The sequence below is a fragment of the Flavobacteriales bacterium genome, from assembly GCA_020635395.1.
In the GTDB taxonomy this organism is placed as follows: Bacteria; Bacteroidota; Bacteroidia; order NS11-12g; family UBA9320; genus UBA987.
Genome location: JACJZV010000001.1, coordinates 833,965 through 847,175 on the forward strand (window position 1 = coordinate 833,965; position 13,211 = coordinate 847,175).

General features: G+C 38.7%; 14 protein-coding genes. 3 read left to right on the top strand and 11 right to left on the bottom strand.

Going from position 1 to position 13,211, the window contains the following annotated elements; translation table 11 throughout:
• The first annotated feature begins 22 nt into the window (after nt 1–22).
• Complete coding sequence (gene dcm / locus H6607_03550; GenBank protein MCB9261426.1) at nt 23–1,261, top strand: DNA (cytosine-5-)-methyltransferase; 1,239 nt, start codon at nt 23–25, stop codon at nt 1,259–1,261.
• Here the strand turns inward: dcm and H6607_03555 are convergent.
• The 11 genes from H6607_03555 to miaB form a co-directional block, all read right to left on the bottom strand.
• Nucleotides 1,237–2,001, bottom strand: a complete 765-nt coding sequence (locus tag H6607_03555) for an Eco47II family restriction endonuclease (GenBank protein ID MCB9261427.1) — start codon at nt 1,999–2,001, stop codon at nt 1,237–1,239. The genes dcm and H6607_03555 overlap by 25 nt on opposite strands.
• A gap of 122 nt (nt 2,002–2,123) precedes the next feature.
• Nucleotides 2,124–2,438 (bottom strand): MmcQ/YjbR family DNA-binding protein, encoded by a 315-nt coding sequence (locus H6607_03560; protein ID MCB9261428.1) that lies wholly within the window; start codon nt 2,436–2,438, stop codon nt 2,124–2,126.
• Nucleotides 2,425–3,867, bottom strand: a complete 1,443-nt coding sequence (locus tag H6607_03565) for a carboxylesterase family protein (GenBank protein MCB9261429.1) — start codon at nt 3,865–3,867, stop codon at nt 2,425–2,427. The genes H6607_03560 and H6607_03565 overlap by 14 nt, the downstream gene beginning before the upstream one ends.
• A 113-nt stretch (nt 3,868–3,980) precedes the next feature.
• A complete protein-coding gene (locus tag H6607_03570; protein ID MCB9261430.1) occupies nt 3,981–4,616 on the bottom strand; it encodes a hypothetical protein in 636 nt (211 codons plus the stop codon).
• Between the two features lie 85 nt (nt 4,617–4,701).
• The gene (groL, locus tag H6607_03575) at nt 4,702–6,342 is read right to left on the bottom strand and encodes a chaperonin GroEL (protein ID MCB9261431.1); all 1,641 of its coding nucleotides are present in this window, start codon (nt 6,340–6,342) and stop codon (nt 4,702–4,704) included.
• 29 nt (nt 6,343–6,371) lie between these two features.
• Complete coding sequence (locus H6607_03580; GenBank protein MCB9261432.1) at nt 6,372–6,641, bottom strand: co-chaperone GroES; 270 nt, start codon at nt 6,639–6,641, stop codon at nt 6,372–6,374.
• 136 nt (nt 6,642–6,777) lie between these two features.
• On the bottom strand, nt 6,778–7,134 hold the full coding sequence (secG, locus tag H6607_03585; GenBank protein MCB9261433.1) for a preprotein translocase subunit SecG: 357 nt from the start codon (nt 7,132–7,134) through the stop codon (nt 6,778–6,780).
• A 7-nt stretch (nt 7,135–7,141) separates the two neighbouring features.
• Entirely contained in the window at nt 7,142–8,080 is a 939-nt protein-coding gene (locus H6607_03590) for a hypothetical protein (GenBank protein MCB9261434.1), read from the bottom strand.
• 7 nt (nt 8,081–8,087) lie between these two features.
• On the bottom strand, nt 8,088–8,591 hold the full coding sequence (locus H6607_03595; protein ID MCB9261435.1) for an LptE family protein: 504 nt from the start codon (nt 8,589–8,591) through the stop codon (nt 8,088–8,090).
• A complete protein-coding gene (locus H6607_03600) occupies nt 8,578–9,834 on the bottom strand; it encodes a sigma-54-dependent Fis family transcriptional regulator (protein MCB9261436.1) in 1,257 nt (418 codons plus the stop codon). The genes H6607_03595 and H6607_03600 overlap by 14 nt, the downstream gene beginning before the upstream one ends.
• Nucleotides 9,834–11,219 carry a tRNA (N6-isopentenyl adenosine(37)-C2)-methylthiotransferase MiaB gene (miaB, locus tag H6607_03605; protein MCB9261437.1) on the bottom strand — a complete coding sequence of 462 codons (1,386 nt, stop codon included), beginning with the start codon at nt 11,217–11,219 and terminating at the stop codon, nt 9,834–9,836. The genes H6607_03600 and miaB overlap by 1 nt, the downstream gene beginning before the upstream one ends.
• 205 nt (nt 11,220–11,424) lie before the next feature.
• Between miaB and H6607_03610 the strand changes: the two genes are divergently transcribed.
• Together H6607_03610 and H6607_03615 are read left to right on the top strand one after the other, a co-directional pair.
• Complete coding sequence (locus tag H6607_03610; protein ID MCB9261438.1) at nt 11,425–12,213, top strand: hypothetical protein; 789 nt, start codon at nt 11,425–11,427, stop codon at nt 12,211–12,213.
• Nucleotides 12,214–12,281: 68 nt separating this feature from the next.
• Nucleotides 12,282–13,202, top strand: coding sequence for a GSCFA domain-containing protein (locus H6607_03615; GenBank protein MCB9261439.1), 921 nt, complete (start codon nt 12,282–12,284; stop codon nt 13,200–13,202).
• Nucleotides 13,203–13,211 lie beyond the last annotated feature (9 nt).

Sequence of the window (13,211 nt, forward strand, 5' to 3'; positions counted from 1 at the left end):
TATAAGGTTAAATAACTTGGTTATGAAAGAATATTTGTCGTTGTCCGAAGCATCTGAACTTATTGGAAAAAGCAAAGAAACGCTTAGGCGTTGGGATAGGGAAGGCAAGCTGTCTGCTGTCCGCGAGCCAATGAGCAACTACCGAGTTTATAGGCGAGAACAAGTCGAAACACTTTTTGCTGATTTTTTCAGCCACGAAATCAAAGACACTGTTTCTAATTATATTGAACCGCATAATGAATATACTGTTTTAGAATTGTTTGCAGGAGCTGGTGGCTTGGCAGTTGGTTTGGAAAAAGCCGGATTGAAATGTGTCGCATTGAATGAGATTGATAAGTGGGCTTGTCAAACTTTGCGAAAAAATCGTCCAAACTGGAGAGTTCTGGAGGGCGATATTAAAAACTTTGACTTTACCGAATATCATAATTCGGTTGATGTGGTAACTGGTGGTTTTCCTTGTCAGGCGTTCAGTTATGCAGGTAAAAAACTGGGGTTCGCTGATGCAAGAGGAACTTTATTTTATGAGTTTGCAAGAGTTGTCAAAGAAGTTAACCCGCCCATTTGTATTGGAGAAAATGTTCGCGGTTTACTTAGTCACGATAATGGAAAAACTCTGCAGGGAATGATTTCAATTTTAGATGAAATTGGATATAATGTTGTTCCTGTCCAAATTTTAAAAGCCATAAACTATAAAGTGCCACAAAAACGCGAGCGTTTAATATTGGTTGGTATCAGAAAAGACATACAGTTGAAATATGAATATCCGAAACCGCACAATAAAATCTATAATTTAAAAGATGCTTTAAAGAAAGGCGAACTTTACGATACCAATGTTCCAAAGTCGCCTGGTGCAAAATACCCACAAAGCAAAAAAGCTGTTTTAGATTTAGTTCCGCAAAAAGGATATTGGCGTGATTTACCACTTGATATTCAAAAAGAGTTTATGGGTGGAAGTTTTCATTTAGGCGGAGGAAAAACTGGAATTGCAAGGCGTATTGGTTGGGATGAGCCTTGTTTAACCTTAACTTGTAGTCCTGCACAAAAACAAACGGAAAGATGCCACCCTGAGGAAACTCGGCCGTTTACAGTTCGAGAATACGCTCGTATCCAAACTTTTCCCGATGATTGGGCTTTTGAGGGTTCTATGGCACAACAATATAAACAAATTGGAAATGCTGTTCCTGTTAATCTGGGTACAGAGGTTGGATATTCGATTATAAAATTTTTGAATCAGTACTACAGCCTGTCAAAACCAGGATAGTAGCTGTAGTTTTCAAAAGTGATCTGGTCTAAAATTGTTCTTTTGCTGGTTTTAGTTTCTGATTTAATTTCTTCCAAAGCAGAGTTTTTAACAATTTCTTCGGTTTCTTCAACTGATTTCAGATAGTCTTCGATTGCACCTGGAAGAACTTTGTATAATTGAAACATTGCATCTTGTTGCCCTGATAGCAAAGCATAAAATTGGTCACCCGAAATTTTATAGACTCTGCTATGGCTGTATTCTTTGCCATTTATGTCTCCGCTCCACAATTCACAAAAACTGCCTTTAGCAAGAATTTGCACCCAATAACATTTTGCTTGTTTGTAATCGTCTGCATATCGTTTTAACTTTTGAAAGAGTGCTTCGGATGCACTACTGTTCATAGTATTATGTTTGTTTTTTATGTCAGCAAACAAAGTGTTGTCAGTTGCTTTGACGTCATAACCGCTCAAATTGCCCGCTTCATAGCCTTTTATGCCGCCCAAAATTTGTTCGTGAAAAGTTCCGATTGAGTTATTGATTGATTTGTCAATTTGTCTTAGAATCTCTGATTGAATTAACTTTTCTTCTTCAATGTCATTGAATTTTGAGTCGAAGGTCAATTTGATTGTGTCAACCTTGTTTGAGTAAAAATTCTTCTTTGTGATGTTGTTTTTCGCCTTCAAGTATGCTTTGTGAAGATTCCCTATACAGGCCAACAAATGTTGGTCGGATATGAAGTTTACATATTTGTTTTTCATTCAATCATCCTAATTTTATGTATCAAATTTAAGGCGAAATCTCATCTATTTCTAATTGTGACTGACAAATACATTCCGTTGATACGTCTTTAATCTCTCTAAAATCATTCAATTAACTCAACTTACTTCTTATCAAAAACATGATTATATGCTATTTCTAAGGCATGAAGCAACAAATCATGGGGTAAGTTGTCAATTTCAAAACATGTCCAACCTTGCAACCCCCATTTGTTGTTTACGGGATAAATAGCATCACCAAAATTGCTAAAAACAGATTGCTCGGCCAACGGAAGCTTGAGGTTTGCTGTTTTAGTGGGACTGTGCAGGGTGGCAAAAATGCGTTTACCAATCACTTTAAATGCCGTTCTGTCGAAATGCGGTTTCTCTTCCGTTTTTTCAAAACTAAGAACGGTATTAGTGAATTCAATTTCTGTCATCCGATTTCAATATAGGTTTTGACACGAAATATTCATTATTCAATTCGAACTTAAAAAAATAAAATCCATCCGAAAATGCCGATAAATCAACGTCCGTTTGTTTTAAATTTCTAAAATCCATTTCTTTAATTTTCAAACCATGTACATCAAAAATAGAAATTTTGGCCGATGCAATTTCTTCTGAAAAAATGACTGAAACTACGGCATTGGTTGGGTTTGGTTGTATATGAATAGCATTTGTTAGGGGCATTTTTGCAATACCCGAAATGTTACAAGAATCTATCCGTTGGGCAAAAAATTTAGCCATATTTTCTGTTCTAAGCGAGAAGTTGTCGATGGCGTGACAGGCAGTGTTGGTTTGTTGCAAACAGTTATAATTATTGGTGGTTTTGTCAAAAAAATAGTTGCATGTTGGTTTTGACTGTTTTTTGAGAGTATCGATAAGTGCCGTAAATCCGGCACTTCCATACGCCCACGGTCTGTTAATTATATTTCCGCAATTTGCCGGAAAACCTTGCATGCACGATACATATCCGGCCAAAAGTCGTTGATGGTTGTATGGCACAATCAAATCGCAGGGTTGGTGGTAGGTGTATAAATCCGGCGATTTTGAACCGTGCGATTCAAAGATATTGTTGAAAACACCTCCGTAAAAATTACCGACCGCTTTGATGGTGAAAGGTGTTGTTGAGTAGTTGAGCGTACCTTTTAAATCACCCAAGTTGGGTCGAGAAAGCACCATCGAATCAACAGAAACAGCGAGGCCAACGGTTTTTAGGCAGGGAGATTCATACAACTTATTGGGCTTTGGGGCATTGCCCAAATTTGCAATAAGGCTGGTCAAAATTTCGGTAGAGTCATCGATAAATCCAACGCCCATTGCCACAAAACCTCCGGCACTTTCGCCTACTAAAAATACCTGATTGGCATCTATTTGATATTTTTTTGCATTTTGCACCAAATACCGAATGGCACCATACACATCTTGGATGCCTCGGTAGTTTGCCCGATACCACTCGCTGGAGTCGGTAGTATTAAAACAGTTCCAATTCGGGATATTGCAGTTTACCAATTTTTCGGTATGAAATAACCCCAATCTATAGTCAACAGATGCAGTGGTGTAGCCGCGTTTGGCAAAATGTTCACGCATTGTAGGTGGGTAGCCTTCTGCTTTGTGTCCGGCCATCCAGGCCCCGCCATGCACAATAACCATAAGCGGTCGTCCACAAATCGGGGCGGTATCATTTGTTGGGTATGAAATATCTAATTTCAGCGAACGTTCAGTGCCCGCAAAATCGACCATTTTGCCATATTCAATGTCAGTTTCAGTTTTTATTGAATAGATTGTATCAATGTAATTTTGAGCAGAGGCCAGTACGTTTATAAAAACTACAACAAATGCTGATACAAAAATTTTCTTTGAATTCATAGTATCAAAGTTACCACTTTGTTTAAACGAAAAGCAATATGTTTTTGTAAGGGAATGGATTTTTGAGAATATGCGGTGTCGTTTGAATCGAGGACAGAAATGTGTGGCTCGAGCTATAGAACATTTTTAATGATTTTTTCCTTCAAGTTACCGGATATATCATACACAAAAAGTGCATAATAAAACGTAAGACCCTCGGAGTTTTCGGTTGCCAACAAAAAGTTGCCAGATTCTGTACGATAAACATTCATGTATTCTAGGTTTGGTGAGTATAAATTTGAAATGAAATGAGTTTTGGTGGTCAACTTTTCACCATCAATTTGTATGGTAATGCTCGAAAATTGGTGAGTGGGTGGATGTAAAATAGACTCATCTACGCCCAAACACTGATTTAAGTAGGCAGAATCAGAAAAGTATTTTTCCATAAACCGAGCGGAGTCAACGCTTTTGGTACGGATGGTTATTAGCACAGAATCGCTCCTGAACATGAGCGTGGTATCATTGATTAGTCTTTGATTGAAAGGTTTATAATTAAATCGAACAAAATATTCAAAATTTGGAACTCCTTCGAACCTGTCACAATCTTGAGTCAGATAGCTAAGGGGTATTGATGTGTCGTATTCAACCAAGGTGTCATCATAACCCCGATGCATTATAACATCATATTTTTCGGGCAATTGTCCGTACAATTCCAAATTAGATTGAAATAGTAAAAAGGAAAGTATAGATAGCCAAAAGAATCTCTTCAAAATCAATCTCTTTTAGCGAAAGTACAAAAAAAAATCCCCGACCAACAGTCGGGGATTTTTTTAAATGTATTTCCGAAAAGGCAGATTACATCATGCCGCCCATTCCACCCATGCCGCCCATGTCTGGCATTCCATGAGGTTTTTCGTCTTCCGGTTCGTCAGCAATAATGCAATCGGTGGTCAACAACATACTGGCCACTGAAGCTGCATTTTCTAATGCCACACGGCTCACTTTTGTTGGGTCAATTACGCCTGCACCAATCAAGTTTTCGTATTGCTCGGTGCGGGCATTGTATCCAAAGTCGCCTTTACCTTCTTTTACTTTTTGTATAACTACCGAACCTTCGCCACCCGCATTGTGTACAATTTGACGCAATGGCTCTTCTACAGCTCTTCTAATAATTTGAATACCTGTACTTTGGTCGTCGTTTTCTCCTTTCAAATCAGCCAAAGCCTCGATTGCACGAACATAGGCTACACCGCCACCGGCAACAATGCCTTCTTCTACGGCCGCTCTTGTGGCGTGCAAGGCATCGTCAACACGGTCTTTTTTCTCTTTCATTTCCACCTCAGAGGCAGCACCAATGTATAGAACGGCAACACCGCCGCTCAATTTGGCCAAACGTTCTTGAAGTTTTTCTTTGTCGTAATCGCTGGTAGAGATTTCAATTTCAGCTTTGATTTGACCAATTCTACCATTGATGTCGGCTTTTTGTCCGGCACCATTTACAATGGTGGTGTTTTCTTTGTCAATAACCACTTTTTCGCAAGTTCCGAGGTGGTGCAAAGTAGCATCTTCCAACTTTTGACCTTGTTCTTCCGAAATAACTGTACCACCTGTTAATACGGCAATATCTTGCAACATGGCTTTTCTTCGGTCGCCAAAGCCTGGAGCTTTAACAGCTGCAACTTTGAGCGAGCCTCTTATTTTGTTTACAACCAATGTAGCAAGAGCTTCACTTTCTACATCTTCTGCAATAATCAACAATGGCTTTCCTGTTTGAGCAGTTTGCTCAAGCACTGGAAGCATTTCTTTCATTGTACTTACTTTTTTGTCGTAAATCAAAATGAATGGATTGTCCAACTCGGCTTCCATTTTTTCAGCATTGGTTACAAAGTATGGACTTAGATAGCCTCTGTCAAATTGCATACCTTCCACTGTTTTTACCTCAGTTTCTGTACCTTTTGCCTCTTCAACAGTTATTACCCCGTCTTTACCTACTTTTTGCATAGCATTGGCAATCAAGGCACCAATTACTTCGTCGTTGTTAGCAGAAATTGAAGCAACTTGTTCAATTTTCTTAAAATCATCTCCAACGGTTTGCGATTGAGATTTCAAATTGGCAATAACAGCGGTAACCGCTTTGTCAATTCCTCGTTTCAAATCCATGGGGTTGGCTCCGGCGGCCACATTTTTTAATCCTGCACTTACAATGGCTTGAGCCAAAACGGTGGCAGTAGTTGTTCCGTCTCCGGCAATATCAGCCGTTTTGCTGGCAACTTCTTTTACCATTTGTGCACCCATATTTTCAATGGGGTTTTTAAGGTCTATTTCTTTGGCAACACTCACACCGTCTTTCGTAACGGTGGGTGAACCGAATTTTTTGTCTATAACAACGTTTCTTCCTTTTGGACCCAACGTTACTTTTACCGCATTGGCCAAGGCATCAACACCTCTTCTTAAACCATCGCGAGCATCTACATTAAAATGAATTTGTTTTGCCATTTTTTGTTCTTTTTTCGTTGAAATTTAGATTAAACAATTGCAAGGATGTCTGATTCCCGCATCATCAAATAGTCTTTTCCTTCTACCTGAAGTTCTGTGCCTGAATATTTTCCATAAAGCACCAAATCACCAACCTTTACAGTCGTTGGTTCATCTTTTTTTCCGGGGCCAACGGCCACAACCGTGCCTTTTTGAGGCTTCTCCTTTGCGGTGTCAGGAATATAAATTCCGCCCGCTGTTTTTTCTTCTGCCGCCGCAGGTTCTACCAAAACTCTGTCTGCTAATGGTTGAATTTTCATATCTACAATTATTTAAACGTGTATTTTTTTATTGGCCAAATCTCATTTTTTGTGCCAAAACAAATTCTGCTGACGATACGTCAAAAAGGTGGGTCAGAATGGCAGTTTAAGAAAATTTGTGTCAGTAAATTTTGAATTATGGGGTTCCAACAGGTACATCACCGTTGTTACCATTTTGGGCATTGTTTGGTTCAGGTGCCGTATTAGGAATGTTAGGAATATCCAAGTTTACATCCTCAACACCCGATTTTTCAACATCGCTTGATTTGGTTCCGGGAACAACCAAGTTGCTTACCAAAGTCAAAAACAAAAGAGCAATGGCTAAACCCCAAGTAGCTTTTTCAACAAAATCGTTGGTTTTTTTAACTCCCATAATTTGGTTGGCAGCCGAAAAGTTAGAAGAAATACCGCCACCTTTTGGTTTTTGAATTAAAACAATAAAAATAAGTGCGATACTTACAATGATGGCCAATATTACGATGAGATTATACATTGTTCTTTTATTCTAAATTATGTTCTTTTCTTATTTTTTCGATAAGGGCTGCAAAATAAGCCATCTTTTCGGGAATTTGCAACCTCAATTTTTCATAAATATCTAATGCCAAGTCGGGTCTCTTTTGTTTTAGGTGCAAATCGGCTAAAGATTCGGTAACAATTTGATTTTCATAGCTTTTGGCAATTTCTGTTTTGTCTAAATTTATCCGAATTTTCGCTTTTTGAGGTCGGTTTTTGATGAAATTTTCTAAAAGCTCTTTTGCTTCATCACTAATTATGAGGGGTCGAGGTTTGGGTTTTTTGGTTTCTTCAGGGGCATCCAATTCACTCAACCAATCCAAAAATCCATGTTTTTCGTTTGTCGGTTTGGGTTTTGGGGTTGGGGTTTCATCCAGCGGAATGTTCTTTACAACTTTAGACTCATTTGTATCTCCTTTGACAAATTTTTGTAATTCAATTAATGGGTCATAAACCGGTGTAACCACGGGTTTTTTCGGATTTTCCTTTTCAATAGATTCGGGTGTATCCACTTTTGGGACTGCAATTTCCACAACCGATTCCTCAATAGGTGTAATAATTTCTTCCATGGGTATTTCTGGTAGAATTTCCTCGACAGTTTCTACCAAAACGTCTGCTGCGTCAACCGTTTTTGGTTCGGAAATGGCTGAAACAGTTTCTTTTTCTGTGGTTACCGATTGAAGTGATTTTTGCTTTTCATCGTGCAAAAAGGCGTACAAAACTTCTCTATTTCCGGCAAAAAGTGATGCTTTTTTTAACGCTTTTTTTAGGGTAAATTTCTTTTCATTTTTAAGACAACGTGCCTCTAAGGTATGCAGGGTTGAAAACCAGGGATATTTTTTTTGAAATTCAACAATCGACAAAAACTGTTCATGCCCCAATTTTTCAGGACTTTCAACAAAAGATATGATGTCGGTAGCTGTCAAAAAAAAGTTACCAATTGTTTGCAGATTTATTAAATATTTCCTGAACTAAATTGTCAGATATCGTCTCGATAAGTTCTGATTCAACATCCGATAGGTTTTTGCTGGCATCAAAACTTTCAGTTTTCGTAAAATTGGTTTCAAAAGCATTGCTCGGGGCTTTTTCGCTCACCAGTTTTATGTGAACCGTAATGCTCAGTTGGTTCTGGGTTGCACCTGTGGTGGTGCTCGACCCCATGGCTTTTACCTGATAGTCGCTGATGTATCCGCTAAAAGCATAGTCGCCGTTTTCTCCAACCATTTTCAATTTTGTCTGCCTCAAAAATTGGTCCCGAAGTTTGTTAGTAATCATGGGGCTCAAGGCAGGGTTAACAATTGAGGCATTATTTTCAATAAAATCAACACTAAAAGATTCTATCTCTGCCGGTATAGAAACGCCTTTAAAGCTGTAGAAACACGACCACAAGCTTGCCGAAATAAGAAACAAAAATATGCTCGTTTTATTCCAGTTCATATTGTTTTATTTTTCGATACAATGTTCGCTCAGAAATGCCCAAATCTCGTGCGGCACGCTTTCGTTTGCCATTGTTTTTAAGCAGAGCTTTTTTTATCAATTCTTCTTCTTTTTGTTCAAGCGAAAGGTTTTCTTCCATATTTACCGCATCATCGGGCTCAATTATAAAGTGATGGTGGTCGTTGTTCTGATCCTCCTCATCCATATTTCTGCTGATGGTAATTTCGGATGAATAATCGTTTGAAGGGCTACCAGCCTCGGCCAATACACGTTGAATAATGGCCTGATTGCCCTGAACAATTTCTTCTTTTGAGCCACTTTTTTTGAGTAGTTCAAGCACAATCTTTTTTAAATCCGACATTTCATTTTTCATGTCGAAAAGCACTTTATAAAAAATGTCTCTTTCAGAAAAATCATTTCCACTGCTATTGGAATGTGATGCAATTGCAGGTAAACGGTTGTTGCCGTCTGGTAGGTATTGACTCAGAGTCATTGCGGAAATCAGCTTATTTTGCTCTAATACATAAAGCTGTTCGGCCAAATTTTTCAATTGCCGAATGTTTCCCGGCCAAGCATATTTCATCAATAAATTTTCTGCATCGGCATCCAATTCAATCTCTGGCGAATGATATTTTTCGGCCAGATCGAACGAAAATTTCTTAAACAAAAGCAAAATGTCGGTCGGACGCTCACGCAATGCAGGCACTTTTATGGGCAGAGTAGAAAGGCGGTAGTATAAATCTTCTCTGAACTTCCCGTTTTGGGTTTCGACAAATAGGTCTTTGTTGGTGGCCGTAATTACACGTACATCGGTAGTTTGCACCTTTGAGGAACCTACTTTTATGTATTCTCCATTTTCTAATAGCCTCAATAATCTTGATTGCGTTTCGAGTGGCAATTCGCCTACTTCGTCCAAAAATATGGTTCCTCCGTTTACGGTTTCAAAATATCCTTTTCGGCTGTCTATGGCACCGGTAAAAGCACCTTTTTCGTGTCCAAAAAGCTCTGAATTTATTGTTCCTTCCGGTATAGCTCCACAGTTGATGGCTATAAAAGGCCCATGCTTTCTGTTGCTAAGCTGATGAATAATTTTTGAAAAAGATTCTTTACCCACGCCGCTTTCACCTTGTATATAAACGGTGATGTCGGTGGGTGCCACTCGAACGGCTGTTTCCAAAGCATAATTTAGTCGTGGCGAGTTTCCTACAATGCCAAATCGTTGCTTAATTTGTTGCAAATCCATTATCGAACTACCTCCGTTTCTGCCAATTTTGGTTTTTCGGCATTTTCAAAAGAGGTCAAACCTACAGCCTTTCCAATAAGGCTGGTGGTGGTTGATTTCTCAATCTGCACATCAACGTATTGACCTTTTTCGTAGTTTTCTTTTGGAAAGATTGTAACAATATGTTGGTCACATTTGCCCATCCAATCGTCTGCCGAGCGTTTTGATTCAGACTCAATCAAAACCGTCACAATTTTTCCAACTCGTTCTTTGTTTTTTCTTTTCGATACTTCGTTTTGCAAATCAATTATTTCCGTCAATCTTCGTTTTTTTGTTTCCAAAGGAACATCATCGGCATATTTCTTGGCGGCCAAAGTGCCAGGGCGTTCGCTGTAGTAATACATGTATGAAAAGTCGAAATCAGACCATTTCATTAAAGATAAGGTGTCGTTATGTTCCTCTTCCGTTTCGGTGCAAAAACCTGCAATGATATCGCAGCTAATACCACATTCCGGAATTATTTGTCGAATGCGTTCCACCTTTTCCATATACCACTCTCGGTCGTAGGTTCGGTTCATTTTTTCCAAAATTCTGCTGTTGCCAGACTGTGCAGGAAGGTGAATGTATTTACAAATGTTTGGATATTTTGCCATGGTATAAAGCACGTCATCTGTAATATCCTTTGGGTGTGAGGTGGAGAAACGGACTCTGAGCTGTGGATTTACTTTAGCTACCATTTCTAAAAGTTGAGCAAAGTTTACAGAGTTTTCTTTTTCCTCTTTAGTTAGTTTTTTGAAATCCTTTTTTGGGCCTCCGCCAAACCATAAATAGCTGTCCACATTCTGTCCGAGCAGGGTAACCTCTCGGTAGCCGGCATTGAAAAGCTCTGTTGCCTCCCGAACGATGGTTTCCGGCTCTCGGCTTCGTTCTCGGCCTCGGGTAAAAGGCACCACACAAAAGCTGCACATATTGTCGCAGCCACGCATAATGCTGATATAAGCCGTTACCCCATTGCTATTCAGTCGGGTGGGGGTTATTTCGGCATACGTTTCTTCAAGAGAAAGAATAACATTGATGGCTTTGTCTCCGTCTTCCACTTCGGCCACAAGTTTTGGCAAATCTCGGTAGGCATCTGGGCCAACCACTATATCCACCAGTTTTTCTTGCTCCATCAGTTGGTCTTTTAGCCGCTCGGCCATGCACCCCAAAACACCTACAACCAAGTGGTTATTTCTTTTTTTGTTGTTTCTTAAATGATTGAGTCGGTGTCGTATTTTTTGTTCCGCATTATCTCTAATAGAACAGGTATTCAAGAATACCACATCCGCATTTTCCTCATTATTAGTGGTTTCGTATCCGCTCTCTGCCATGATGGAGGCAACCACTTCGCTGTCCGAAAAATTCATCGCACAGCCGTAACTCTCTATGTAAATTTGTTTTTTTACCACTTCTAAAAATGTGTTGCAAAGGTAAATATGTGAGTGACATTTTGGCAGTAGTATTCAATTTTTTGGATAAATAATTTAAGATTTACGTCAGAAAATAGAGGGGTGTGGTATAGTGAAAACAATTTGGTAATATTGCATCACTTAATAAAATAAAGTTTTAAGAATGAAAGTAATTAAAAAATTGGCAATTGCCGGAGTGGTGTGCAGCACATTGTTTTTCGGCTCATGTAAAGATGATTCGGTTGACCCAACTCCAACAAAAACCTGTAGAGTTTCTGAAACTATGGATGATGATGGTTCTAAAACCACCTATACTTGGGATGGCAGTAATTTGGTGGAATTGAGCAACACAGATTCGTTTGGCTCTTTTAAATACGTTTATACATACGAAAGCGGTAAACTTGCTCAAATATCAAGCAGCTCTGACGGTTCAGTGGGAGATGTTTACAAATTGGTGTACACTGGTAGCCAAGTTACGCGAGTAGATGTTTATGATGGAGCCGATGTTTGGGAATATTACAACATTAGCTACAATACGGATGGAACAATTAAAATGGTTGACAACTTTGTGGTAGAAGACCCTTCTGATGTTTTGTATTCAAGTTATGAATACACTTATACTTCAGGTAAATTGACAAAAGTATATATGATTCAGGATGCTGATGATGATGGCGTTTTAGATAAAGATGTGGATGACGTATCAACAATTACGGTTAGTGCAACTGACGGCAAAACAAATCCACTATATGGATTGCCAACTATTTATACTGATTTTTCCGACATTTTTTCTCTTTTGAAAGATAATATGAACGGTGGTATAATCGAATTTGGTGGTATTCCAATTGGTGTTAGTGCTACTTACGAATACAACTCAGATAATTTGCCAACGAAAAGAACGGCAACTGTTTTTGGTGAAACTACAGTTACCAGCTTTTCTTACAAATGTGAATAATTTAGAAATTCATAAATGATATAAGCCCCCGCCGCAGGCGGGGGCTTTTTTGTATAATAAAGGGTGTCATGAAGTTTAAAATAGATTTTAGTCCGCCAATCCAGCCAATTATTAATTACAAAATACCAATTATGGCGATTGGTTCTTGTTTTAGCGAAAACATGGCCAAAAACCTCGCGAACCATTGTTTTAAAGTATGCAATAACCCAAACGGAATAGTTTATAATCCAATATCTATTGCCGCATCTCTACAAAGAGCCTTGCAAATGACACCTTATTCTGAAAATGATTTAGTTTTTCTCAATGATGTTTGGTATTCGTGGCATCATCATGGCTGCCATAGCCATACCGACAGGCAAATGCTAATCAATAAGATTAATAAAAATCAGTCAGAAATGATTGACATAATAAGTAAACCAAAGGTAAATATAATAGTCACGTTGGGGTCGGCATGGGTATATGAAAAGTATGGTGAGGTGGTTGCAAATTGCCACAAATTTCCGGCAAATCATTTTCAAAAAAGAATGCTACAAGTGGATGAAATTGTTGGGGCATTTTCTCAGGTAATTAATCGGTCGATGAACGCCCAATATCTTTTTACAGTTAGCCCGGTAAGATATGTGCGTGATGGATTGCATGAAAATAATCTGAGCAAGTCGGTTTTGCATTTGGCTGTGCAGCAATTAGTTTCTCAATATGACAACTGCTTTTATTTTCCGTCGTACGAAATAGTGATGGATGAATTACGTGACTACCGATTTTTTGAAAAAGACTTTGTACACCCAAACAATTTGGCCATTGAGTATGTATGGGAGAGGTTTTGTGAGAACGTTTTAGATGAAGAAACCAAAGAAATGGTGCATTTATGGAAACCAATTTTGGTAATGAAAAATCATGTATTGCTAAATCAAAACACCGCAGAAAGCAAAAAATTTCTAAACCAATTAGAGCAACGAGAGAAAGAATTTAACAAGAAATTTTTTGCATAAAAAAAGCCC